The sequence below is a fragment of the Nitritalea sp. genome (genome assembly GCF_054166705.1).
On record NZ_JBSZCV010000015.1, the window covers coordinates 121,768 to 146,761 of the forward strand.

General features: G+C 49.4%; 22 protein-coding genes and 2 tRNA genes. 14 read left to right on the forward strand and 10 right to left on the reverse strand.

What is annotated here, in order from left to right:
* Positions 1-100 precede the first annotated feature (100 nt).
* A tRNA-Leu gene (locus ACXIT9_RS10440) sits at positions 101-182 on the reverse strand.
* A 145-nt stretch (positions 183-327) separates the two neighbouring features.
* Here ACXIT9_RS10440 and ACXIT9_RS10445 point away from each other — a divergent pair.
* The 4 genes from ACXIT9_RS10445 (at position 328) to ACXIT9_RS10460 (ending at position 5,028) form a co-directional block, all read left to right on the forward strand.
* Positions 328-2,541 (forward strand): RelA/SpoT family protein, encoded by a 2,214-nt coding sequence (locus ACXIT9_RS10445; RefSeq protein WP_458056172.1) that lies wholly within the window; start codon positions 328-330, stop codon positions 2,539-2,541.
* A 69-nt stretch (positions 2,542-2,610) separates the two neighbouring features.
* Entirely contained in the window at positions 2,611-3,078 is a 468-nt protein-coding gene (locus tag ACXIT9_RS10450; RefSeq protein ID WP_458056173.1) for a Fur family transcriptional regulator, read from the forward strand.
* Positions 3,075-3,419: an STAS domain-containing protein gene (locus ACXIT9_RS10455; RefSeq protein ID WP_458056174.1), complete on the forward strand. Its 345-nt coding sequence runs from the start codon at positions 3,075-3,077 to the stop codon at positions 3,417-3,419. Before ACXIT9_RS10450 ends, ACXIT9_RS10455 begins: the two co-directional genes overlap by 4 nt.
* Positions 3,420-3,759: 340 nt before the next feature.
* Entirely contained in the window at positions 3,760-5,028 is a 1,269-nt protein-coding gene (locus tag ACXIT9_RS10460) for an adenylosuccinate synthase (RefSeq protein ID WP_458056175.1), read from the forward strand.
* A 230-nt stretch (positions 5,029-5,258) separates the two neighbouring features.
* On the opposite strand, the gene ACXIT9_RS10465 is transcribed toward ACXIT9_RS10460, so the two are convergent.
* Positions 5,259-5,804, reverse strand: coding sequence for a cupin domain-containing protein (locus ACXIT9_RS10465; protein ID WP_458056176.1), 546 nt, complete (start codon positions 5,802-5,804; stop codon positions 5,259-5,261).
* 256 nt (positions 5,805-6,060) lie between these two features.
* On the opposite strand from ACXIT9_RS10465, the gene lon reads away from it, so the two are divergent.
* The 4 genes from lon to ACXIT9_RS10485 are packed head-to-tail and all read left to right on the forward strand — an operon-like array spanning position 6,061 to position 11,783.
* Positions 6,061-8,559 carry an endopeptidase La gene (gene lon / locus ACXIT9_RS10470; protein ID WP_458056177.1) on the forward strand — a complete coding sequence of 833 codons (2,499 nt, stop codon included), beginning with the start codon at positions 6,061-6,063 and terminating at the stop codon, positions 8,557-8,559.
* A gap of 3 nt (positions 8,560-8,562) precedes the next feature.
* A complete protein-coding gene (locus ACXIT9_RS10475; protein WP_458056178.1) occupies positions 8,563-9,582 on the forward strand; it encodes a hypothetical protein in 1,020 nt (339 codons plus the stop codon).
* Positions 9,579-10,994, forward strand: a complete 1,416-nt coding sequence (hslU, locus tag ACXIT9_RS10480) for an ATP-dependent protease ATPase subunit HslU (RefSeq protein ID WP_458056179.1) — start codon at positions 9,579-9,581, stop codon at positions 10,992-10,994. Before ACXIT9_RS10475 ends, hslU begins: the two co-directional genes overlap by 4 nt.
* A gap of 6 nt (positions 10,995-11,000) precedes the next feature.
* A complete protein-coding gene (locus tag ACXIT9_RS10485; RefSeq protein ID WP_458056180.1) occupies positions 11,001-11,783 on the forward strand; it encodes an SDR family NAD(P)-dependent oxidoreductase in 783 nt (260 codons plus the stop codon).
* A 101-nt stretch (positions 11,784-11,884) separates the two neighbouring features.
* Here the strand turns inward: ACXIT9_RS10485 and ACXIT9_RS10490 are convergent, their stop codons facing one another.
* Entirely contained in the window at positions 11,885-12,076 is a 192-nt protein-coding gene (locus ACXIT9_RS10490) for a cold-shock protein (RefSeq protein WP_458056181.1), read from the reverse strand.
* Between the two features lie 115 nt (positions 12,077-12,191).
* Here ACXIT9_RS10490 and ACXIT9_RS10495 point away from each other — a divergent pair, with 115 nt between their 5' ends.
* A complete protein-coding gene (locus ACXIT9_RS10495) occupies positions 12,192-12,704 on the forward strand; it encodes a SixA phosphatase family protein (protein ID WP_458056182.1) in 513 nt (170 codons plus the stop codon).
* 99 nt (positions 12,705-12,803) lie between these two features.
* On the opposite strand, the gene ACXIT9_RS10500 is transcribed toward ACXIT9_RS10495, so the two are convergent.
* The 4 genes from ACXIT9_RS10500 to lepA form a co-directional block, all read right to left on the reverse strand.
* Positions 12,804-13,442, reverse strand: coding sequence for an NAD(P)H-dependent oxidoreductase (locus ACXIT9_RS10500; RefSeq protein ID WP_458056183.1), 639 nt, complete (start codon positions 13,440-13,442; stop codon positions 12,804-12,806).
* Positions 13,443-13,591: 149 nt separating this feature from the next.
* Positions 13,592-13,675, reverse strand: a tRNA-Leu gene (locus ACXIT9_RS10505).
* A 130-nt stretch (positions 13,676-13,805) separates the two neighbouring features.
* Positions 13,806-14,699 (reverse strand): bifunctional methylenetetrahydrofolate dehydrogenase/methenyltetrahydrofolate cyclohydrolase FolD, encoded by an 894-nt coding sequence (folD, locus tag ACXIT9_RS10510; protein ID WP_458056184.1) that lies wholly within the window; start codon positions 14,697-14,699, stop codon positions 13,806-13,808.
* Between the two features lie 80 nt (positions 14,700-14,779).
* On the reverse strand, positions 14,780-16,567 hold the full coding sequence (lepA, locus tag ACXIT9_RS10515) for a translation elongation factor 4 (protein WP_458056185.1): 1,788 nt from the start codon (positions 16,565-16,567) through the stop codon (positions 14,780-14,782).
* A gap of 163 nt (positions 16,568-16,730) precedes the next feature.
* Between lepA and ACXIT9_RS10520 the strand changes: the two genes are divergently transcribed.
* The 3 genes from ACXIT9_RS10520 (at position 16,731) to ACXIT9_RS10530 (ending at position 19,877) form a co-directional block, all read left to right on the forward strand.
* Positions 16,731-17,255, forward strand: a complete 525-nt coding sequence (locus ACXIT9_RS10520) for a DUF4924 family protein (protein ID WP_458056186.1) — start codon at positions 16,731-16,733, stop codon at positions 17,253-17,255.
* Positions 17,256-17,670: 415 nt separating this feature from the next.
* Positions 17,671-18,741, forward strand: coding sequence for a 6-bladed beta-propeller (locus ACXIT9_RS10525; protein WP_458056187.1), 1,071 nt, complete (start codon positions 17,671-17,673; stop codon positions 18,739-18,741).
* 17 nt (positions 18,742-18,758) lie between these two features.
* Positions 18,759-19,877 (forward strand): carboxypeptidase-like regulatory domain-containing protein, encoded by a 1,119-nt coding sequence (locus ACXIT9_RS10530; protein ID WP_458056188.1) that lies wholly within the window; start codon positions 18,759-18,761, stop codon positions 19,875-19,877.
* A gap of 57 nt (positions 19,878-19,934) precedes the next feature.
* Here the strand turns inward: ACXIT9_RS10530 and ACXIT9_RS10535 are convergent, their stop codons facing one another.
* Complete coding sequence (locus ACXIT9_RS10535; protein ID WP_458056189.1) at positions 19,935-21,887, reverse strand: AAA domain-containing protein; 1,953 nt, start codon at positions 21,885-21,887, stop codon at positions 19,935-19,937.
* Between the two features lie 250 nt (positions 21,888-22,137).
* Here ACXIT9_RS10535 and ACXIT9_RS10540 point away from each other — a divergent pair, with 250 nt between their 5' ends.
* A complete protein-coding gene (locus tag ACXIT9_RS10540) occupies positions 22,138-22,743 on the forward strand; it encodes an acyl carrier protein phosphodiesterase (RefSeq protein WP_458056190.1) in 606 nt (201 codons plus the stop codon).
* The gene (locus ACXIT9_RS10545) at positions 22,730-23,200 is read left to right on the forward strand and encodes a hypothetical protein (protein ID WP_458056191.1); all 471 of its coding nucleotides are present in this window, start codon (positions 22,730-22,732) and stop codon (positions 23,198-23,200) included. The genes ACXIT9_RS10540 and ACXIT9_RS10545 overlap by 14 nt, the downstream gene beginning before the upstream one ends.
* Here ACXIT9_RS10545 and ACXIT9_RS10550 read toward each other — a convergent pair.
* Together ACXIT9_RS10550 and ACXIT9_RS10555 are read right to left on the reverse strand one after the other, a co-directional pair.
* Complete coding sequence (locus tag ACXIT9_RS10550; RefSeq protein ID WP_458056192.1) at positions 23,197-24,390, reverse strand: outer membrane beta-barrel protein; 1,194 nt, start codon at positions 24,388-24,390, stop codon at positions 23,197-23,199. The genes ACXIT9_RS10545 and ACXIT9_RS10550 overlap by 4 nt on opposite strands.
* Positions 24,362-24,901: an inorganic diphosphatase gene (locus ACXIT9_RS10555; protein ID WP_458056193.1), complete on the reverse strand. Its 540-nt coding sequence runs from the start codon at positions 24,899-24,901 to the stop codon at positions 24,362-24,364. The genes ACXIT9_RS10550 and ACXIT9_RS10555 overlap by 29 nt, the downstream gene beginning before the upstream one ends.
* Positions 24,902-24,994 lie beyond the last annotated feature (93 nt).

Here is a 24,994-nt window from a genome sequence, read left to right on the forward strand (position 1 = left end):
TAGTGAATTTTGAATGGAGTAAGACTTAATCAAAAGCCCTCAATCACTGTTCTCTTCACCTTGCGGCTTCTGTTAAGAACCTTGATTGAGGGCTTCGTTGTGCGGATGGAGGGACTCGAACCCCCATGCCTCGCGGCGCTAGATCCTAAGTCTAGTGCGTCTACCAATTTCGCCACATCCGCTTATTTTGCTTTTGCTTTCAGCTTTAATGTGGCACAAAGGTAGAGGGAAAAATTTAAAGTGCAAACAGTCGCTCAAAAAAAAAATAAAAAAAATTCCTAGAGCCGAAAAAGTGTAGCTTAGCCAGAATGTGTTATCTTCGATTATATGATTACAATAGACCGAGAGGAAGAACGTAAAGAAATATTAAAGCGCTATCGCAAGCTTTTGCGCTTAGCAAAACCACTCTTAAAGCCCGGAGACGCCCGTTTTATCAAAAAAGCTTTTAATGTGGCCTCTGACGCACATAAAGAAATGCGTCGAAAGTCTGGAGAGCCTTACATCTACCATCCACTCGATGTGGCGCTGGTCTGCGTAGAGGAGATCGGACTCGGTACCACCAGTATCGTGGCGGCGCTGCTTCATGATGTCGTAGAAGATACCGAATGGGAGCTCGAGGATATCGAAAGAGAATTCGGCCCTAAGGTAGCCACTATCATCGATGGGCTCACAAAAATTTCAGGAGTCTTCGAATACGGCAGCTCTCAGCAGGCAGAAAATTTCCGTAAAATGCTGCTGACGCTGTCAGACGATGTGCGCGTTATTCTGATAAAATTGGCCGACAGGCTTAATAACATGCGCACACTAGAGAGCATGCAGCGACATAAACAGCTGAAAATCGCCTCGGAGACCATGTACCTGTATGCACCGCTGGCCCATCGCCTCGGTTTATATGCCATCAAGTCGGAGCTAGAGGATCTTTATCTGAAATTTACCGACACAGAAACCTACACCTTCATCGCAAATAAAATTCAGGAGACACGCCTGTCCAGAAACAAGTTTATCCGGGGCTTTATCACGCCCATAGAGGAAGAACTGCGGGATCAAGGGCTGGATTTTATGATTAAGGGGCGCCCTAAATCCATTTATTCCATCTACAACAAGATGAAAAAGCAGAACATCCCTTTCGAGGAGGTGTTCGATTTGTTCGCTATTCGTATTATTCTAAACTCTGCACCTGAAAGCGAAAAAGCGGATTGCTGGAAGGCTTATAGTATCGTGACAGATTTCTATCGACCAAATCCGGGGAGGCTGCGAGACTGGATCTCGAACCCCCGAGCGAACGGTTATGAGTCCCTGCATACCACGGTTATGAGCACTACAGGCCAGTGGGTAGAGGTGCAGATTCGAACACAGCGGATGGACGAAATCGCGGAAAGAGGCTATGCCGCCCACTGGAAGTATAAAGAACAAACTAATCGAAAAGGAGGAGGACTAGACGAGTGGATTACCCAGGTCCGCTCCATGCTGGAGTCTAACGATGGCTCTGCTATTGAGTTTATGGATGACTTTCGTGGAAATCTTTTTCATGATGAAGTCTTCGTGTTTACACCGAAAGGAGACCTTAAAGTCCTGCCTTTCGAAGCTACTGCCCTGGATTTTGCCTTCGAAATACACTCCGAGGTAGGCGTGAAATGTATCGGCGCTAAAGTCAATCAAAAACTAGTACCCATCAGCCATAAGCTGAAAAATGGGGATCAGGTAGAAATCCTAACCTCGAACAAGCAAAAACCTACCGAGGACTGGCTGTCTATCGTAGTAACATCTCGCGCTAAAGCTAAAATTAAAGATGCCCTACGAGAAGATAAAAAATCCGCCATCCTCGATGGCAAGGAAATCGTGCAGCGTAAACTCAAGCAGATGAAAATGGATTTCACCTCTGAAGTGGTCGAGCAGCTTCGTGCCTTCTTCGAAACGAAAACCGCTGCCGATTTCTATTATAAGGTGGGGAGAGGTACGATCGATGCGACGACCATTAAGTCATTTAAAGAATTTAAAGAGGAACGTAAGCATAAGGTAAAACCCGCATTAGAACATGCGCGGGATGAATCCTCCTTTACGAAAGAACTTAAAAACCTGAAAGGGCCTGAGCATGATCAGCTACTCCTCGGAGAGGACATGGATGTGGTCGATTATGTGTTGGCCAAGTGCTGCAACCCGATCCCCGGAGATGATGTTTTCGGCTTCGTGACCGTTAATGAAGGCATCAAAATTCATAGAACTTCCTGCCCGAACGCGCTCGAACTTCTCTCCAATCATGGGAATCGCGTAATTAAGGCGAAATGGACAAGCCAACAGGAAATCGCCTTTCTGGCGGGCCTGAAAATTTTAGGAACCGACCGGGTGGGGCTGATAAATGACCTGACTAAGGTCATCTCGAATGAACTGAAGGTGAATATGCGCTCCATTACTGTGGATTCCGATAGTGGACTTTTCGAAGGAACTATAAAGCTATATGTCAACAGTACCACCCATCTTGATAATTTAATGGCCAACTTGACCCAGGTCGAAGGTATCATCAAAATCACACGCTTCGATTAGGGGAAAGTAAGCAGCTTATTTGAATTATTTCTAAATAACAAGCGTTATATTTGTAAAAAAAAACGAGCCATGGCCTTAAATCCGACACTCTTCGAGGAGGTAAAAAAAATCTTTACGGCGTACTTAGAAAATAAAAAGCTACGTAAAACGCCGGAGCGGTATGCCATTTTGGAAGAAATCTATACCCGCACGGGGCATTTCGATGTGGAATCTCTCTACATCAGCATGAAAAATAAAAATTATCGTGTCAGCAGAGCTACCGTATATAATACCCTAGATTTACTCGTGGAATGCGATCTGGTCACCAAGCATCAGTTTGGAAAAAACCTCGCCCAGTATGAAAAGTCGTATGGATTTAAGCAGCACGACCATCTCATTTGCACAGAGTGCAATCAGGTACTCGAATTTTGCGATCCGCGCATCCAAAACATTCAAAATACCGTAGGAGAAATATTGAACTTTAAGGTGCTGCATCACTCATTGATTTTATACGGCACTTGCCAAAAAGAACATTGCGAAAACAGAGCATTGGCATGAAACTAAAACACACCCTAGTGCCGCATGAAAACTGGCACGAATTAAAATTGACAGGGGACCTGATCGGGGACGAGGCTGGCCCTCGCCTAGTAGAGTATGTCACGGATGCGGTGGAAGCCGGTCTGCGGCAGTTTGTTATCGACCTTTCAGAGGTGCGCTACATCAGTTCCAGCGGTATCGGCGTACTAATCACCATGTTGACGAAAATGCGCAATGTGGAGGGAGAAATGTATCTCACCGCACCCTCGGAGCATGTGAAAAAGCTTCTGATCATCACCAAGCTGCATAATATCTTTACCATTTTCGAGTCCCAGGAAGAGCTGGAGGCAAAAATAAAATAGACCTGCGCTCGGCCCCCTCTGACTGACTTCTACCTTATCTCCATTCCATCTATTCATGCGTAAGCATTTACAAACAGAAGAGATGGAGATTTTTTTTATATCTGCTCAGTTCGGCTTAGGGCCTTGCCTTGTGTTTTTTGGCCGATGGCCAAAGCCTATCCTGTAGTGCCGTTAGAGCCGCATGGGTTAGGGTAATTCCCTGATATCCGAAGAAAGGCGGGCATGGGAGAGAGGTGATCTGGAATAATAAATCCGTCACTTTTCTTGCTATTCAGGCTGTTTCTTCCAAATTTCACAGCTTAAAAGAACGTTAACGCAATTAAGCATAATTTCACAGCGCATGAAGATGGATATTCTCCTGGGCTTACAGTGGGGCGATGAAGGCAAAGGCAAGGTAGTCGATGTCCTCGCACCACAGTATGATGTCGTGGCCCGATTCCAAGGAGGCCCGAATGCCGGGCATACACTCGAATTTGATGGTATCAAGCATGTTTTACATCAGATTCCTTCTGGGATTTTTAGATCGAATATCTTAAATGTGGTCGGGAATGGAGTGGTACTCGATCCGGTCGTGCTGAAAAAAGAAATCGATGGGCTCGCTAAGTTTTCCATCGATTACAGACAAAACCTCTGTATCAGTAAAAAAGCCACGCTCATTCTACCTACACATAAACTGCTCGATGCAGCTTATGAAAAATCGAAAGGGGATAAAAAAATCGGGAGCACGCTGAAGGGGATAGGCCCTACATATCAAGATAAAATCGGGCGGATGGCCCTCCGTGTCGGGGATATGGTCGCTGCGAATTTCGAGGAGAAGTACCAGGAGGTGGTGGAGCATCATAAAATGATTTTAGGGTTCTATCAGCATGACCTGAGCCCACTAGAGGCCTTAGAAAAGGACTTTTTCGCTGCGGTAGATTTCTTTAAAACCCTGAAGCTAGTGGATAGTGAGTACTTGGTGAACGAACAGCTGCGGCAGCAGTCGCGGATTTTAGCCGAAGGCGCACAGGGCTCCCTTTTAGACATCGACTTCGGTTCCTACCCTTTCGTTACCAGCAGCACGACCATGGCAGCGGGAGCTTGCACCGGCCTCGGAGTGGCCCCCGCGAACATCGGAGAAGTCTTCGGGATCTTTAAGGCCTACTGCACCCGCGTGGGTTCGGGCCCTTTTCCGACGGAGCTTTTCGATGAAGACGGGGAGCGCATGCGGAAGGAAGGTAATGAATTCGGTAGCACCACAGGCAGGCCACGCCGCTGCGGCTGGATCGATCTCCCCGCTCTACGCTACAGCATCATGATTAACGGCGTCACCCAGCTGTTTATGATGAAGGCCGATGTATTAAATATTTTCGAAACGATCAAGGTCTGTACCCATTACACCTTGCCGGATGGTACACAAGTGGACACGCTGCCTTATGAAGTGGACGCGGCTATACAGCCCGTTTATGAGACGCTGCCGGGCTGGAATTGTAGCTTGACTGGGGTAAGCAGTTACGAGGCCTTTCCCGAAGCACTTAAAAACTATGTCAGCTACTTAGAAGAGGCTCTCCAGGTGCCGATAAAGCTTGTTTCTGTAGGTCCAGACCGTACGCAGACGATTTTGCGCTAAGGCGCAAAGGCCCCCAAGGCGGCGTATTTAGACCGTGTTTACTTTAAGCATACCCCCGAGGAAAAGCCAATTTTTTTCGGGGGCATTTTTTTGTAGATTTGTAGGATTAAACAGCATGGTACTTGCGGGATGAAGGCTAGTCATGCATACTTTTAGGCTAGGTATAGGGGTCAGCTAAAGAGATCAGTTAAACGCGCTGTGGAGAAGGGAGGAAAAACAAGTAGCGTACTTTACCTGCAGTAGCGATCGAAGAGCTCTTGATCTTTTCCTGATTTTTTCACCTTCTTGGCTAAAAATTTGCCCAGAGGGCTCAGCAGTTTGAAGGCCAGTAAGTCCACATGAGAGTCGTTTAGCTCTCCCAGCCAAAAGGCCACGCCAAGATCCTTCGGGATTCCGTTTTTATCTGTAAGACCATCCTGAGCCAAGCCATACATGATGCGTAGGGCATTTTCAAATCCACTATGTCCAGGGGCTAAGCGAATGGAAAAGCGGATGGGCTCCGTTTCGCTGGGGTTAAAGAAGCCATGGACTTCAAAAGGCTGCACCGTATAGCTTTCTCCGGGGTGTAAATGGCGCTCCCCATTTTTTAATTTCAATCCCAGCGTGCCCTCCACGGCAGTGAATGTTTCGCTAAATGTTTTGTGGTAGTGCATGGGATTTCCACCTTTCGGGCTGAGGAGCAGCTCGAGTGCGGTTTCAGTGCCTCCCGATTCCATAGAGAGGGTTTTAAAGGTCACCTCATCCTTAAATAAGGGATTGACAATCGTTCTTTGCATATACGTAAGTGCTTGTGGTTCAAAGATCGTTTTAAAAATAGGTGAAATAGCCTTTGCTGTCAAGAAGAGCAGGGTATTTTACGCATCTATTGGCCAAGAAATACAGCAGGATTTCCTTTCTAAAAATACTAAACCTGTCAAAATGTTCTCGTATCTTTATTGGCATGCCCCTTGCCGCAAATAGGGTCTCTATATTATCGCGCCTTGATGGCGTAAACAAGCAGTCTATTCGGCAGCTCGCTGCCAATTTGTCTATATGAACGAAAAAAATTCACAATCCTACCCCATCCATAGTCTCGGAGATTTTCCTGCAGAAGGTGATTTTATCCAATTAATTACCGATGAAGAGGAGGAGCAGATTCTTGATGCGAAGACACTAAACGATCATATCCCCATCCTTACTGTGCGGAATACCGTGCTTTTCCCCGGAGTCGTCATTCCCATCACTGTGGGACGTGAGCGCTCGATTAAGCTGGTAAAAAAGGCCCAAAAAACGGATAAGCTCATCGGTGTCTGTGCACAAATAAACCCCCAGGTGGAAGATCCCGGTTGGGATGAAATCTATCAGGTAGGAACCCTCGCAAAAATCCTGAAAATGATCGTGCTTCCAGACGGGAATACGACCATTATTATTCAGGGGAAAAAACGTTTTGAAATTCAGGAACAGCTGACGGAAACGCCGTATTTTCAGGCTAAGGTAAATTTCCTTGAAGAGTCTTTTCCTGAGGATGATAAGGAAATGGATGCCTTAGAGGAGTCGTTAAAGGAGGCTGCTGCTCGCATCTTATACTTAAATCCGGACATTCCGCGGGAAGCACAGGTAGCACTCGATAATATCGACAATGCACCTTTTCTGACCCATTTTCTGTCTTCTAACCTAAACGCTCCTGTAGGACCCAAGCAGCAGCTGCTCGAAACCGAAGATGGCGTGGAGCGGGCGACCCTGCTCCTGGAGCTGATGATGAAGGACATCCAAATGCTGGAGATCAAGTCTGAAATTCACAAGAAAGTCCATACCGACATCGATCAGCAGCAGCGCGATTATTTTTTGCGCCAGCAAATGAAAGTGCTCCAGACCGAGCTGGGGGAGGAGGGACCTGAAAAAGAGGTCGAAGAGCTGCGTAAAAAGGCTGCCAAGAAAAAGTGGCCGGAGGCGGTGGGTAAGCACTTCCATAAGGAATTAGAGAAACTTCTGCGCCTGAACCCACAGTCGCCCGAATACCCCATCGCGCTGAGCTACGCCGAGACGATGGTGGAACTTCCCTGGAATGAATTCACCCGAGATAATTTCGACTTGAATCGTGCGAAATCTATTTTGGATAAAGACCACCATGGGCTGGAAAAGGTGAAGGAGCGGATTATCGAGTATCTGGCGGTCCTCAAGCTGAAAAATGATCTGAAGGGGCCTATACTGTGCCTTTATGGCCCTCCAGGGGTGGGGAAGACCTCCCTCGGGAAGTCCATAGCCGCTGCGCTGGGGCGCAAATATGTCCGTATGTCGCTGGGAGGTGTGCATGATGAGGCTGAAATTCGAGGACACCGGAAGACGTACATCGGTGCCATGCCGGGTAAAATCATTCAAAACATGAAGAAGGTGAAGTCTTCTAATCCTGTTTATGTGCTGGATGAAATTGATAAGTTGAGCTCTGATTTCCGTGGAGATCCCTCTTCTGCCTTTTTAGAGGTGCTCGACCCGGAACAGAATAGTGCCTTTTCGGATAACTATCTGGAGGTCGAGTACGATCTGTCGAAGGTGCTGTTTATCGCTACGGCGAACAGTCTGGACCGTATTCAGCCTGCTTTACGTGATCGGATGGAAATCATCGAGGTCTCTGGTTACACGCTGGAAGAGAAGGTGGAAATCGCCAAGAAGCACTTGGTCCCTAAGCAGCGGAAGGAGCATGGGCTAAGTGGAAAAGAGGTTAGCTTCGATAAGCAGGCTCTAGTAAAAATCGTGGAGGGTTACACCCGCGAGTCTGGTGTTCGTGGTCTGGAGCGTGCCATCGGTAAGGTGGTGCGCCATGTGGCGAAATCGGTAGCGATGGAGGAACCTTACACAAAGCGGATCGGAATAGAGCAGGTAAAGGCGATTCTCGGGGCCGAGATGTTCGATAAAGAAAGTTACTTGAATAACGATGAGGCCGGCGTCGTTACAGGGCTGGCTTGGACTTCGGTAGGAGGGGAGATTCTCTTCATCGAAACCTCTCTCAGCAGAGGGAAGGGCAAGCTGACGCTTTCCGGGCAGCTGGGCGATGTGATGAAGGAGTCCGCCATGACGGCGCTATCCTATTTGCGCTCCCATGCCGACCGACTCGGTATTGACTACAGAATTTTTGATCGCTATGACCTGCATATCCATGTGCCAGCAGGAGCTGTGCCGAAGGATGGTCCTTCAGCGGGTATTACCATGCTCACGGCGATGGCCTCGCTGTATACGCAGCGTCGTGTAGCGCCTAAGCTTGCCATGACCGGTGAGATCACCCTGAAAGGGCGCGTCATGCCGGTAGGAGGGATTAAAGAGAAGATTTTGGCCGCGAAGCGTGCCGGTATCGACCAAATAATCCTCTCGAAAATCAACCGCCGTGATGTCGACGAGATAGATGAGACGTACCGTCAGGGGCTAACCTTTCATTTCGTAGAAAAGGTAGGAGAAGTGCTGGAGTTGGCACTTTTAGAGGAGCTCGTGCCGGAGCCGATGCAGTTCGTGCTGGAGGATAAGCCCAGTATTGCGCCCGCAGCTTTAGGAAATCAGTAGCCGATGCGGTTTTCGGTGCAATTACTTAAAAAATGGCTTGTAGGCCTGCTGCTGTTTACCGGGCAGCAGCAGGTTTGGGGCCAACAGTTTTTGCGCGAAGCGCCACCTCTGCATCCTACGCTGCTGGCCTTAGGGGGGACGAATCTTACGAAGCCGGGTTCAGGAGCGCTGGCCCTACAGAATGTGGCTTTAGCAGATAGCCTGCTGGTGCAGCGGTTTAGCGTGAGCATGGCGCGTTTCGGGCCCGCTTTCACCGGGGGGCAGGCCCAATATAGTCATCAGGCGCCTCTGTCCGGTACGTGGACGCACGCGCTCAGCTTTCTAGCTGTAGAAGGGGGTAGGGGGGCGGATTTGAGTGGATTGCCTTTAAGCGATCCCAGGGTGCAGTCCCTACAGGTACAGACTGGCTATGCGCGTGGCACGGAGGTATTCCGGTATGGTCTGGCGCTTGGCTTTCGCCAAAGCCTGGTGGCCCTGATCCAAGAGCGGGCCTTTTTTTTTCAACTGGGCTTTTTCTACCAGCATCCGGTAGAAAATGTGCGGATTGCACTGGCTTTCGAACAGGCGGGCCTACTTTACCGTTCTACTGAGGAGCCACTCCCCCCCGAAGGACTTACCCGTCCCCTGATACGTTTTGGTATAGGTTTTCAGCCGGAAGGTTTACCTATCGGGCTTCATGCCAGCTTAGGAGACCCACTTGGACGAGGGGCGAGTCGTCCTGATCCTTTGGGCGGGCTGGCGCAAGTGGCGCGGCAGCGACAGGGGCTGGAAAGTTTAGTTTTGGCTGCAGAGCTTTTCGTTCAGGAGTACCTCACCCTACAGCTGGGGTATCGGCAGGCCATGCGAAGTGGCTTGCAGGGCTTGGATGGGATCGGGTTAACGGGCATTTCTACCGGGCTGCGCGTAGCAGTGGGTGAGGTGACGCTCAGTTATGGTCACCTTTTTCAAGCCTTCGCACCAGGGAGTTTTCATGCGATAAGCGTAAGCACCTCATTACAAAGAAAAAAACGATTTGACGAATGAAAAACGAATTTGATTATCTCACCCCGCGGCAGATCGTGGTGGAATTAGATAAATACATCATCGGGCAGCAGGATGCCAAGCGAAACGTGGCGATCGCGCTGCGGAATCGAATCCGCCGGCTAAAGGTCAAAGAAGAAATTCAGCGCGACATCGTGCCGAATAACATCTTGATGATCGGAAGCACGGGGGTAGGCAAGACCGAAATCGCCCGCCGCCTGGCGAAGGTGGCGCAAGCGCCTTTTACGAAGGTAGAGGCTTCTAAATTCACGGAGGTGGGCTATGTGGGCCGCGATGTAGAAAGCATGGTGCGGGATCTGGTCGAACAGGCGATTCATGTGGTGCGCGAAAAGAAAAACGAGGAGGTGAAGGAGAAGGCAGCCGAGGCGGTGGAGGAGCAAATTCTGGATATCCTCATCCCTCCTGTTAAAAAAGCAGGCTTTACTCCCAATTTTTCGCGTTCAAGCAGTGCCGAACAGGAGTTTAATCCAGAGCAGGCCGATTCCGAAGAGCTGAATGAGCGAACACGTGAGCGCTTCCGTGAAAAGTTACGAAATGGGGACCTCGAAGAGCGGAAAATAGAAATTACGGTGAAGCAAAACCCCTCAGTAGGAGTAGGCATGATCGGTAATGGCATGATGGATGATGCGAGCATGGCGGGGCTACAGGACATGCTGAGTGGTATGATGCCGAAGAAAACGAAAAAGCGAAAGCTGAGCATCGCTGAGGCACGTAAGGTGCTGATGGAGGAAGAAACGGGCAAGCTCATCGACATGGATGACCTCAAGGAAGAAGCGATTCGTCTGGCGGAAAATAATGGAATTATCTTTATCGATGAGATCGATAAGATCGCCTCAAAGAGCAGTAAGATGGGGGGTGGTGGCCCAGATGTAAGTCGTGAAGGGGTGCAACGGGATCTACTCCCTATCGTGGAGGGGAGTGCCGTAAACACCAAGTACGGCATCGTACATACAGATCATGTGCTCTTTATCGCGGCGGGAGCCTTTCATGTTAGCAAGCCTTCTGATTTGATCCCAGAACTACAGGGGCGCTTCCCTATCCGTGTGGAACTACAAAGCCTCACGGAAGGAGATTTTTATAAGATTTTAAAGGAGCCGAAAAATGCCTTGACTAAGCAGTATGAAGCCTTATTCGGCGCAGAAGAAGTGCACCTCGAATTTACCGATGAGGCCATAAAAGAAATTGCCCGCCTAGCCTATACCCTAAACGAGGAGGTAGAAAATATCGGGGCACGTCGTCTGCATACGGTGATGAGTCATTTGCTGAATGATTTCCTCTTCGATGTGCCGGATACGATTACCCCCCATGCTCGCCTTATGATCACCGCTGAAATGGTGCAGGAGAGACTATCTTCTCTGGTAACGAACCGCGACTTGTCACAATATATCCTCTAAGCGCTTATGGTAAGGAAAAGAACATGGCTAACGGGCTGCTCTAAGGGGCTTGGCTTGGCCATGCTGCAGCAGCTGCTCCGTGATCCAGAAATGGAGGTGTGGGGTTTTTCACGTAGTCGTCCCGAGGTGGAGCATGCCCGCTTTCACTGGCGGGAGGCGAATCTAGCCGCAGCAGGGTCTACTTTTACCGTGCCCGATGAAGCTTGCACAGATAAGAGTCAGGAGGGCAACCCTCTACAAGGTGTTTATTTGATTAATAATGCGGGCTGGATCGGAGAGATTCGACATGTAGGGCAGCTTTCCCCCGCAGGCATCACCGCGCTGTTCCAGTTGAATACCACAGCGCCTTTAGTACTGATGAATCAGTTTATCGCCCTATACGGGCAAAGGGAGGACCTGGATAGGGTCATCCTAAATATCAGCTCTGGAGCTGCACGAAAAGCCATCGACGGTTGGTCTGCCTACAGTGCCTCTAAAGCTGCATTAAACCGCTACTCGGAAACGGTAGCTTTGGAGGCTGCACATCGGGGTTCTGCACTACGTTGTTTTAGTGTGGCACCAGGTGTGGTGGATACCGACATGCAGGCCGATATTCGTCGCGCTCCAGCCGAGGAGTTTCGGAATTTAGAGAAATTCACTCACTTAAAATCCAGCGGTCAGCTCTGGACGCCAGAAAGATCGGCTGCCAAGTGCCTGGAGGTGCTGTACCATCCAGATGCTTTTTCCGAAACTTTAGTGGATGTGCGCGCTGAAAACTGGCCTATACCAAGTAAGCAAAGCCAAAAATAGTTACGTTGATAGTTAACTTAAAGGGGCGAGAGAGATGCAAGACACGCTCTCGCCCCTTTGCGTTTTAAGGGCTTCAGATCGCGTAGAACGAACCGATTTACTTAGGATTTTTTCACATTAATCGCGTTTAAACCCTTTTTGCCATCCTTAACATCGTAAACCACACGATCATTTTGTTCGACTTTATCGATAAGGCCGGTGGCGTGAACGAATACATCGGTTTGGGACTCATCATCTATAATAAACCCAAACCCCTTAGCGTCATTGTAAAATTTAACAGTTCCTGTAAGCATAATAAATAAGTGTAAAATTAACGTGGTTAAATGTATGATAAATGTAAACAAATAGCATAACAAATCAAAGATTTTTTTCTAAATTGTTCTTATGTCTTCCAAAAACACATCCTACATGAAAAAAATCACGCTTATCCGACATGCGAAATCTTCTTGGGTAGAGCTTGGGTGTCCGGATCACCAGCGAAAGCTCAGCCCTAGAGGGATGAACGACCTAATTACTATGGGTGAACTGCTGAAAAATAGAAATGTTTCTTTCGACCGGGTGTTTTGTTCGGATGCAGTACGTACCCGCCTCACCTGGGAAGGACTACAGGCGCAAGGGTTTGGTACTCAAACTCCCGTTTTTTTTACCTCCGAGCTCTATCATGCGTCAGACAACCAGTTACTTAGCTACATGCGCCGCTTACCTGATGCTGACAGTCATGTGGCCCTAATCGGACATAATCCTGGATTTGAAAATTTGGTGAATTTTTTTGGTTTATCCGTTAAAAAGTTTCCCACACTCGCGATCGCCACATTTCAGGCTTCTACGTCTAAGTGGGCGGATTTTGGGCGGCAGCCCCTCCGCCTAGACTGGTTTACCTATCCGAAAAAAGTTCGGGGACCTGGAACAGACCCGTTTTGAGCGATAAAAAAAAGACCCCGAGGGGTCTTGGAAGTGGAATGTATGTGGATGACTAAATTTTACATTTTCAGAATAGTACTTTTTAGAGGTCCATTTACTTTACAAGCGTATGAAAAGTTGTTCCTTCGCACGTCGGACCTTAGGGGCGTCCGCCAAATGGTCCTCGGCTTCATTTCGGTAGCCTAGTGCAAGCAGCGCAGCGCTGCCTAGTCCTTTCTCGCTTAAGCCCAGCACACGGTCTACTTCTGCTGCCTGGAATCCTTCCATCGGCGTGCTGTCGATACGAAGCTGCGCGGCGGCCACTAAAGCAGTACCTAAAGCGATGTAGGCCTGCTTCGCTGACCAGTGGAACTGCTCCTCGGTCGTCATGCCACCAAAGGTTTTTTTCAAGTGATTTTCATATTGGGCCAGCGCACCGTCTTCCATATTGCGCTGCGCATAAACGTCCTGAAAATAGGCTTCTATGCGCTCGGGACTTACCTCTTTCCAAGCAGCAAATACCAGCAAATGGGAGCCTTCCAGGATTTGAGGCTGCTGATACGCCACCTCATGTAGCTGACGGCGTAGGGCTTCGTCTTGAATGACATACACGGTAAAAGGCTGCAAGCCGTTCGAAGTGGCTGTCAGCTGAATGCTGGTTAAAAGTTGCTCCACCTGCTCCTCTGGTACAGCGTTTCCATTCATTCGCTTGGTGGCGTAACGCCAATTTAAATCTGCTAATAGTTGGTCAAGTTTCATGTTGTTTCTTATTTGATGTATATACATCTAATACATATAAAAAGTTCCGGATGGGTACAGCAAAAGTGCGGCTTACTAGGAAGGGGCGAAAAACCGGAGGGGAGGGACTTGCAGACATAAAAAAAAGCAGGTCGATATGACCTGCTAGGTGCGCATGAGAAGATTCGAACTTCCACGCCCGTACGGGCACCACCCCCTCAAGATGGCGTGTCTACCAGTTTCACCACATGCGCTTGATTGGGAGAGCAAAAGTAGAAAATTTTCACGAAAAGCAAGAGTTCTTTTCGTGAAAATTATTCCCTTTTTCCTGTATTTCTCTCCAACAAAATGAGAATGAAGCGCTTAATTTTTGCTCCCCTTCGCCTATTTGCTTGCGTACACAGCCCCTTTCGCAGCGAGGAGGGTATTATACAGTAGGGAGGCGATCGTCATCGGTCCTACACCACCCGGCACCGGCGTGATGGCTGCGGCTTTTTCTGCCACTTCATCGAATTTCACGTCCCCGAGCAGGCGGAAACCTGATTTTCTGCTGGTATCCTCGATACGGTGGATGCCCACATCGATTACCACCGCGCCTGGCTTTACCATGTCGGCCGTCACGAACTCCGCTTTGCCTAAAGCCACAATTAATATATCCGCTGTACGGCAAATGTCTGCCAGCCCCTGTGTTCTGCTGTGGGTGAGCGTTACGGTACAATTACCCGGATAGGCATTCCGTGCCATTAAGATACTCATCGGAGAGCCGACGATATGCGAACGTCCGATGACCACGCAGTGTTTTCCACTCGTTTCTATCTCGTACCGCTTCAGCAGCTCCACGATGCCGAAAGGAGTGGCGGCCACATAAGCAGGCCAGCCTAGGGTCATGCGCCCTACATTAGCGGGTGTAAAGCCATCCACATCTTTTTCAGGCTTGATCTTGTCGGTAACCTTGGCTACGTCGATATGTGCAGGCAGTGGCAGCTGCACGATGAGTCCATCGATGGCTGGGTTTTCATTGATGTCGGCTACCACCTGCAGCAATTCCTCTTCTGTGGTATCTGCCGCTAACTTGACTAAAGTAGAGTCAAAGCCCACTTGTTCACAGGCCTTCACTTTGGCATTAACATAGGTGCGTGAGGCACCATCCTCACCTACTAAAATAGCTGCTAGGTGCGGTTTTTTGCCGCCTGCGGCTACATGTGCAGCCACTTCAGCCGCGATTTCTTCCTGTAAGGTCTTCGAGACCTTTTTTCCGTCGATTAATGTTGCTGTCATGTTTTTTATCGAATAGGTCGTGCATAAATGCAAAACGCACAGCTTTCTTTCGAGAGCTGTGCGCCTGCTGCTACTGGTGCTTAATCTAATTTGAGTACGGCCATAAACGCCTCCTGAGGCACTTCTACATTCCCTACCTGGCGCATACGTTTCTTGCCTTTTTTCTGCTTTTCTAGGAGCTTGCGCTTCCGGGATATATCTCCTCCGTAACACTTGGCCAGAACGTTTTTGCGAAGGGCCTTTACCGTTTCGCGGGCGATAATTTTCGTGCCGACGGCTGCTTGAATCGCGATCTCGAACATTTGGCGTGGCACCAGCTCCTTCAGTTTTTCACAGAGACGCTTGCCCCACTCATAAGCCTTGTCGCGATGGACGATGGCCGATAACGCATCCACGATCTCTCCGTTCAGCATCACGTCCAGACGAACCATGTTGGACTGCTGGAAACCGATCATCTCATAATCCAGTGAGGCATAGCCCCGCGAGATGGTCTTTAGCTTATCGAAGAAGTCAAAGACGATCTCCGCCAGCGGCATGTTGAAGGTGAGCTCCACGCGCTCTGAAGTCAAGTATACCTGATTCGAGATCTGTCCTCGCTTTTCCATACAGAGCTGAATCACGGCGCCTACATAGTCGCCGGCCGTAATGATGGTCGCCTTCACGAAAGGCTCCTCGATATGTTTGAACTTAGTCGGATCGAGCATGTCCGAAGGAGCATTAATCACCTGATAGGTGTCGTTATGCAGTAGGGCGCGAAACTGTACGGAAGGAACTGTCGTGATCACCGTCATGTCGAATTCTCGCTCTAGGCGCTCCTGAATAATTTCCATGTGCAGCATGCCCAAGAACCCGCAGCGGAAACCAAAGCCAAGGGCTGCAGAGGTCTCTGGCTCCCAAACAAGGGAAGCATCATTCAGCTGCAGCTTTTCCATGGAGTTACGAAGCTCTTCGAACTCCGTGGTGTCCACTGGATAAATCCCCGCAAACACCATCGGCTTCACGTTCTCAAAACCTTGGATGGCCTTCTGGCAAGGGTTTTTTACATGCGTAATCGTATCCCCCACCTTCACTTCTTTGGCCACCTTGATACCTGAAATCAGGTAGCCCACATTTCCTGCCGCCATTTGCTGCTGTGGAATCTGGTTGATGCCGAGCACACCGATCTCATCGGCATCGTATTCGCGGCCGGTGTTCACAAATTTAATCTTATCTCCTTTGCGGATTTGCCCGTTAAAAATCCGGAAAATTACCTCCACACCGCGGAAGGGGTTATAAACCGAATCGAAAATCATCGCTTGCAAAGGCGCTTCCGGGTCACCTTCAGGTGCTGGAATACGCTCTACGACCGCATTGAGAATGTCCTCGATGCCGATTCCTTCTTTACCGGAGGCCAATACGATATCTTCTTTCGCGCAGCCGATCAAATCGATCACCTCATCGGAGACCGCTTCAGGGTCTGCACCGGGTAGGTCAATTTTATTCAGCACGGGAATGATTTCCAGGTCTTGGCCGATGGCCAAATAAAGATTCGAGATCGTCTGCGCCTCGATTCCCTGAGAAGCGTCCACGATAAGCAGGGCCCCCTCGCAGGCCGCGATCGAGCGCGAAACCTCATAGGAGAAATCCACGTGACCCGGCGTGTCGATCAGGTTCAAGGTGTATTCCTCTCCTTTATAGACATACTTCATCTGGATCGCATGCGATTTAATCGTAATGCCACGCTCCCGCTCTAGGTCCATGTTATCTAACAACTGGGCCTGCATCTCCCGCTCCGTGACTGTCTGCGTGAATTCTAACAGCCTATCTGCCAATGTACTCTTCCCATGATCAATATGGGCGATTATACAGAAATTTCGAATGTTTTTCATATCCTTATTGGATGCAAAAGTAATGAATTACTGTGGATTTCCGGCATGCTCTCCTAAAGATTGCTGGATTATCCTTCTCCTGAACGTGTAGGCAGATGGAAAAGTTTGACAAGAGCCTCCCGTCCTATTTTTCTACAAACGCAGTTTGTCGTAACTTGCGGTCATGGAAGCAGTAGCTACACGTAAACGCCAAGAGCATATCGGAGAATATCTCCTCTACATGTATCAAATGGAGGACCTTATACGCGCTTTTGATGGAGATTTAGCCCTGATCGAAACGCATGTGGTCGCCCATTACCCGATTCCGGAGACTGAAAAGAAGGCTTGCCTCGACTGGTTCGAAGACCTCACCACACAGCTACGGGCGGAAGGGCGCATGCAGCAGGGCCATCTATCGGCTACGCAGGCCCTGGTCGAGGAACTGGCTACCCTGCACTGGGACTTGGTCAAGTCAGATGCTGACTACCGAGAGGCCTACAGCCACTGCCGCCCCCATGTGCTCCATTTTATGGTGGAAGCAGGCGAGCAGGCACCCCCGCATGAGGTGCAACTTTTCCTGAATGTACTTTATGGTCTGCTTTTAGCGAAACTACACGGTCGCGCTATTCCTAAAGAAGTGGAAGCCGCCGCTCCGCACTTTGGGAATATGCTTCGCCTGCTGGATTTAGCCTATCGGCCAAAAGCCTAATTTTTCAATTCAAATTCTTGTTTCGTTTTTTTTTTTTTTTTACATTTGAATAAGATCCGGGCATTCTTATTTATGTTGTTTTTGATGTTTGCATGCATAAATATGAAGAAAATAATACCTTTTATGAAGGCGCTAGTTATGCTGCCGTCTGTTTTGGCTTATGTATACGCTCGAACATAGCTGTCCTTTGAAGTTTTAAATGGCAACTTATGTCTTTATAAGGATTCATTACTTGCTTGTAATAGAGCAGGTATGGGAAAGGAGGGGTGGTCTGCTTGGCTAGAAAACGGTAAGAAAGGATTAGAAGGGCGAGGAGCTGCCTATTCTCCTCCGCTAGCCTCACCATGCATGGAATAGTAAATAATTCCTAGTTAATAGATTACCATTTTATGCTATTATTAATTTATTTTGTTATATGAATAAGCCTTATTTTGTGATTGTTTTTCTCTTGCTTTTTGTTAGGTGCCATCAGCGAGAGGAGACAGATAACCTATTAATCCTTAAAGTAGAAGAGACACGTACCTTTTTAGATGCCTTTCGTGTGGTTGGCTTTACCGAACTGGGAGAGGAGAGCGGCATGGGTGGGGTGAACCGTTTGGAAGTAGGAAAGGAACACCTGTATGTCTTGGATGAAGAATCAAGCCAAGCGCTTCATGTATATACCCTAGGAGGCCTTTACTCCCATTCGGTTCGTAGTTTTGAAAGGGGAAGGATTTATGATTTTGTGGTCGACGAGGAGGCAGGTTACCTGTACGCATTTACTCCGGGGCGGAGGATAGAGCAGTTTTTATTGGACGGCAGCTTTGTGCGTAGCACGCGACTCCCTTTTGGCTTCGAGAAATTACTCTTTGCCGCAGGCGAAACCCTCTGGCTCTATACCGGCTACGATACAGAAAGGGATCACTTACTCGTACAAGTCGCTACGGCCACAGGTGAAGTGCTGCAGGAACGGCTACCCAAGCCGGAGGAACCGCCACTGGATTTTATGCCACAGCAGTTTTCGGGTAGGCTTTCTGATGGAGGGTTTTTTATCTACCCACCCCTAGGTAAAGTCCTACATACTTTAACCGCAGAAGGGGAGCTAGCGCAAACCATGACCTTTGATTTCGAAGGGCGTCTGGCCAGCGACTTGGACGAGCTAGCGCTAGCGAACCCTCCAGAGGACTTAATCACTCATGCAGATGGTTTTCTTCTTTTAGGAGATAAATTGTTGTTTCATTTTTCTGAAGCTGGCGTGCCGGCTTACCGCTTGTTGGACCTGAAGCATCTTTCCTTTCAGGAGCTGCGGCCAAAGGACAAGTCGGTAGATGATTTTATCCTTTCCTTTGCCTGCTTGCAGCCGATGGCCAGTAAGGGAAATACGTTTTATAGTGTACTGGATGTGGATTATATCCGCTTGTTTCTATCCGAATCGGCGGGGAGTCAGTTTGAGGAGCTGAAGGACTCAGACGCGCTATTTGTTTTACTCGAAATGGAATTAAAATGACACTACTTTTCTTTTTCATGCTTTTTACATCCCTGGAGTTTGACTTGCGCGGAAGGGTAGTGGACACAGCGGGCAGCCCTGTGCCTTATGCGACCTTACAAGTAGCGGACCGCTACACGGTGGCGAATGCGCAAGGGGAATTCGTCTTTAAAGACCTGCGGGATTCCGGAACGCTTCATGTGTCCTGTATGGGTTTTACCTTACATGCTGAGGCCTATAGCCGAGATGCTCAGCAGCCAGTTGAAATTATGTTAACAGCGACAACTTTAGAGCTGGAGGAGGTCACCGTCACTCCGCTGGATGCAAGGGAGCTGATGGGGGCGGTAATCGACAAGTTGGCCGACCCGAATCTTTATGGGGCCCTCGCTGTGCGCTATGAATTCGGGCTGTTAGAACAGGTGGATACCCAAGATACGGTCTTTCTGCGTGAGCAGCTTTTACTGATGGACCGCATCGATCGGGGAAGAAGACGCCCCGCCGGCTATCGTTTTCTCACCGCTAGGGAAGACACTTCCCGCTGGGATAGCGACCAGGCAGCACCGTTGTATGGCCCAAAGGCACTGAATCGTTCCTTGGATTTTTTCACGAATGCCTCCACTGTTCCTGACTTTTTAGATGAGCTCAGGTTTCAAAATTTCACCTATGAGCTGGAGGAGGAAGATCAAGAAAAATATGTCATCGCCTTTAAGGCTAAAAAGCGCAGCGGGGAATACGATGGTGAACTCTGGGTACAAAAAGCAGATACCACCGTACAGTACCTGCGCTATGCCCAAAGTCCTACCTCCTTACGTGGCGAAAATCTGCGTTTGGTGGCATTAGCCAAGCTCACCCCACTTAAGTATGTGAAATCGCAGAAGCGGCAGGTGGAAGCTTGGACGGATCAGGATGCTGCAGGCCGTTATTTCGTAAAGGCCCTAAAAATGCATATCCAAAATTTTCAAGAGTTGAAACGAGGCCCTACCGTCGCCTATGATGTGCAGACTAAAATGCAAGCGGTAGCCTTCTTGGAGGAGAAAGTGGATGCGCAGTCGACCTACACTGCAAATGAAATCTGGGAAAATGCACATTCGATAGCGGACTTGCCGGCCTTTCGCCTGTACCGCTTCAACTTGCTATTCGACTCTTTTTTGGAGTAGTTGGGTGATACGGAGTAGCCGCGGAAGAGGGACGGAAAGGTACTGCCCGCTCTTCCTTTACAAGCCTTCTAGTAGTTCAGGCAAGGTGTAGATGCTGCTATAGGTGCCATAGCGATCGACGTAGTCGATGAAATCCGCATAGAAGGGATGATGACTTAGCGTGGCACTGTCGCCCATGACGATCAACTTCCTTTTGGCCCGGGTGAGGGCCACATTCATCCTCCGAGTATCGGACAGAAAGCCCATTTCCCCCGTTTCATTCGCACGAACCAAGCTGATGGCCATGATGTCCCGCTCCTGACCTTGAAACCCATCGATGCTATTCACGGTGAGCAGCTCCGAAAAGGCCTTCAGGTTCGGAAACTGGAAAGTCTCGAAAATGTGCTGCCGCAGCGCACGTACTTGGGCGCTGTAGGGTGCTATAAGACCGATGTTCCATCCTTCCTGTTTCATGTGCCCGATGCCTAGCCTTTTGACGCACTGCTCTAAATACCGCAGCAGGGCCACCGCCTCCCGCTCGTTTAAGGTGCTCAGGCTGTCTTTTTCCTTATGTTCCAGAAACCCCGTACCCGCTGTGTCGATAAATTCCAAGATCGGTTCATCGGGGTGCAAACGATGTGTATCTGTAATCGGAGCCGCCTGAAGTTTTCCCTCATAAAAGGTCTGAGCGGAAAAGCGCATGATCACCTCGGGCATCCGGTACTGGACTTCTAACATCACTGCTGCCTCCGCCTGCCGCAGTATCACTTTTTCAAAAAGGGTCTGCGAGAGCCCTGCACGTCCTGCCTCGAAGGATTTAATGGTGGGAGGAAGCTGGCAGTGATCCCCTGCCATCACGACACGGTCTGCACGTAAGAGGGGAATCCATGTGGCGGGTTCCAAGCCCTGCGCGGCCTCATCGATGAATACTAGAGGAAAGCGGTGGCCATCCAGCTGAGCACTCGCCGCGCCTACCAGCGTGCAGGTAATAACTTGGGCCCGCTGAAACACATCATAATGGATATAGTCCTCGAGATGCCGCGCATTTTCTTTCAGCATCCGCGCTTCCTGAAGGGCGTGATTTCGGGCGGCGCGTTCGGCTGCGCCAAAGTTCCGCTTGTACTTGCCCGCTTGTTTGCGCAGGGCTTCTGCTTTTTTGCGGAGCAGCTTGAGCTCCTTATAGCTGTCATGGGCCGCGATGCGGGCATCTAAGGTGCTGGCTAGGATCGGGGCATCGATACGCGCAGGATGACCCAGCCGTAGTACCTCCAGTCCAACTTCCCCGAGGCGCTCGGTCAGTAAGTCCACTGCCGCATTACTAGGGGCGCAGACGAGCACCTGCGGATAGGTGTAGCTGGCCGTCAAGATCGCCTGCACCAGCGTGCTCGTTTTCCCCGTTCCCGGAGGGCCATGCACCAGCGCCACATCCTCTGCCTGCTGGATAAGCTGGCAGGCACTTTCTTGTGACGGGTTAAGCGGCCTGTTCGGAGCGATCAGCGTAACCTGCTGAGAAAAACGTGCTGCCCGAGTTCCAAGCAGCACTTCCTTCAGCTCCGCAGTTCGATCTCCCTTCGCTTTTATCACCCGGCGCATGGCCGATTCCATGTGTCGATAGGAGGCTTCATCGAAAAGCAGGTCCACGCCGATTTTTTCGTGCAGCAACCACTGCGGCAGCTCATCCACATTTAAGGTGATGGCCATCTTGTCTTTTCGTACGTAATTGATAACCCCATTCAGGCTGACATTTCCCTTTGCGCCCTGGGGCGCAAAGGTGAAGACCGATACGGACTTGCCGCTTTGGAAATCATGTTCCAGCTGATCGAAACGTTCCACTTCGATGAGCACACGGTCGGCCAGCGTAAAACTGCTCGTGCGCACCTGAACAGGGTACCAGCAGATGCCCGCCTCTTTTTTTTCCGCGATGCTGCTACTTAAAAATTTGGTCTTGTAAAGGGCCAAGTCCGCTGCCCATTCCTGCTTGAGGAGGCTTAAAGTATGTTGTAAAGCCTCTTGGTAATCGTTTTGCATCATCGGGTTCTAAACCTGAAGGAGAAAGAATTTGTTTCCACTCCGCCTGGGGACGTAAAGGTAAACGACACCTTCCTGCTTACCAAGCGACAATTTAAAGGTTCACGCGACGTTTTTTTTGAAATCCTAGAGAAAATCCTATCTTTGTTTCATTCCGAAAGCCGTAAGACCAGAAGCAACCCACGACTTCTGCTGCTAAGGCCTCAGGATATAAAGCAGGCTTGCCTTTTGTCCTAAATTTGAACCCAGTACTGTGAATTATTTAGCCCACGCGTACCTATCCTTTGACGAGCCTAAGGTTTTAGTCGGAAACTTTATTGGTGACTTTGTTCGTGGGAAAGTGGAAGAGATGTATGAAGCGGAAATTGCCATCGGCATTCGCCTGCATCGTGAAATCGATGCCTTTACAGATGCACATGCAGAAGTGAAGGCCGCCCAGCTCTTGCTCCGGACGCGTCATGGACGCTATGCATCCGTGATAACGGATATGTTTTTCGATTTTTTCTTAGGCCGTAACTGGCCCGAGTACCATGTTAAACCGCTAGAGGTTTTCGCACAGGAAAGTTATGCGCTTTTAGATAGCCACCAGGCTATTTTACCCGAAAAGTTTATTCCGGCCTTTGAGATGATGAAGCGTTATAACTGGCTCTACCAGTACAGCACCCTAGAAGGAATCCGTAAGGCGATGTCTGGGATGGCACAGCGCACCCGCTTCGAGTCGAACATGGAGTATGCCCACGTGTCGCTCCAAGAAAATTTCGATGCTTTCGAGCAGCATTTTAAGGCCTTTTTCCCCGAATTAGTTACCTTCGTAACGCAAAAACTCGCGGAATTAAAAGCCCTACATGATTCACTGTAAGCCGAAACGACAAACCTACTTCTCCCTGTCTTTTATCACGCTGCTCCTACTGGTAGGATTGGTGTTCTTGCTTCGGGACTTTGCGGTCTCTCAGAATTTCCCTTTCCTCTTTTACCTGATCGGGGCTACTGTGCTCACGGTAGTCATCCTTTTGCTCGTGGTTAAGATTTTGGCCGGCATGAAGTTCATTGCCGCAGGCGCGAATAAGATCGTCCTCCGCTGGCCCGTGAAAAATACGACGAAGACCTATACCCTCCAGCAGGTGCTGGCCTGGGAGGAGGAAGTCGTGCAGGCCAATAAGCGGGAGTTTCGGCAGCTTACCCTGGCTTTTCAGGATCATTTTTCGATACAGCTCAGCAATCATGAGCATGAGGGATACAGCGACTTTGTGATGTACTTGCAGAAAAAATGTCCGAAGGCGCGTGTGAAGCCGAAAGGGTCCCCCAAAGGGAATTAAAGGGAATCTCCAAAAAAGAGGCTGAAGGAAGCGGTGAGCGCACTGTTAAAGCGTGAAACGCCGGCATCAGGTAGCAGGAAGGAAGGTCGATCGGAGGCCAGCTGCCGGTATTCGATCCGAAATAAGCTTTGAGCACTCGTGCGGTAGTCCACATTTAACGAATAGCCACTCAAGCGATTCGGGTTGGCTAAAATTGTTCCTGCGGGGTCGGCGTACTGCTCTAAGCGCGCTGCCAGTGCCAGTCGTTCGCTCAGTAGGCGGCGTACCGATACGGTGGCACCCTGCCAGTAATCCACCGCTTGAAGGACCCCCGCCTGAATACCATAGTCTACGCCGAGGGTCAACTTCCATCCGGGCAGCCCCTCGTAGTGGGTGTAAAAATTTTGAAAAAACCGTGGCCGCTGCACCGGCTGTACGCCCTCATTGCCGTAGTAGTTGGCATAACTGATCGTCCAGTCTTCTCGTAGGCGCGACTCTACTTGTAGGCCTAGGCCGATGCCCTGCACACCAGGCTGACGCTGCACATTTTGCCAGCCATTAGTGGCCCAGAGTACCAGCGTATGCTGCGGGTGTAGCGCATAAGTCAGTCGTGCCCCCGTTAGGAAGTAAGGGCTATTTTCAGCCAACAAACTGCGTGTCAGATGATCGCAGACCGCGCCGATGGCACTTTCAAAACCGATGTGTGAGGGCATGATTCCTACATCTAGCCAAACTTTTTCATGCAAGAGATACCCTACAGAAGCTTCGTAGATAAACTGTGCCCAGGTGGGTTCGTCTGCTAAATTAAATTGGGCATAAGTACCTGCCATCAGACCGAGCGTGGCGCGGTGTCTGCCATCGCTGTAACTGGCTTGCGCCAAAGCAAAATTAATGGTCAGCTCATTATGGCGTTTAAAATTAAAGAAAAAATCGGGGCGCAGCTGGTCGAAGGGCTGCCCAAAATCAAAGCCATAGTAACTTTCGATGTAGCCACTGAAACTCCATTTGCCTGCGGAGCTAAGGGCAGTGCTATCTGCCAGAACGCGTCCCGCTCGCAGGGCTTGATTCTCGGTAAGTGCCTGTTCATGGTCTTTGTTTTGGCCATAGGCCAAAGAAAAAATCCCTCCCCACAGCAGTAGAAAGGTAAAAAAGCCCGCCAAAACTAGCGGGCTTTCCTGTTGCTTAGGCCTCCTTACGGAAGGTTTTATCATATAGCTCAATGCTTTCTTGGATAATGCGGTAAGCCTCTGTTTTTCCTAAGAAGTCTTCCACTTTTACTTCCTTGTTTTCTAACTTTTTGTAGTCTTCAAAGAAGCGATGCACCTCTTTCATCAGGTGTGGAGGAAGCTCATCGATGTCGTTGATGTAATTAACAGACTGATCGTCTGCCGCTACGGCGATGATCTTATCATCCGCTTCGCCGCCATCGATCATGCGCATCACGCCGATGACCTTCGCCTTCACTAAACACATGGAAGGGATGTCGATTTGGGAGATGATCAGAATATCCAAGGGGTCGTTATCGTCACAGTAGGTCTGCGGGATGAAGCCATAGTTCGCTGGGTAATGTACCGCTGAAAATAGCACGCGGTCTAATAGAAGCATGCCGGTTTCTTTGTCTAACTCATACTTTCCCTTGCTACCCTTAGGGATCTCGATAACACCCATCACGTATTCAGGAGCATCTTTTCCGATTTGCACATCGTGCCATGGATTCATCATATCAAAAACTTTTTATAAGAATGGTCAATTTTAAAGTGGGCGCAAATTAAACCCTTCTGTTATTTTAACAAAATTATCACCAGTCTATTTACT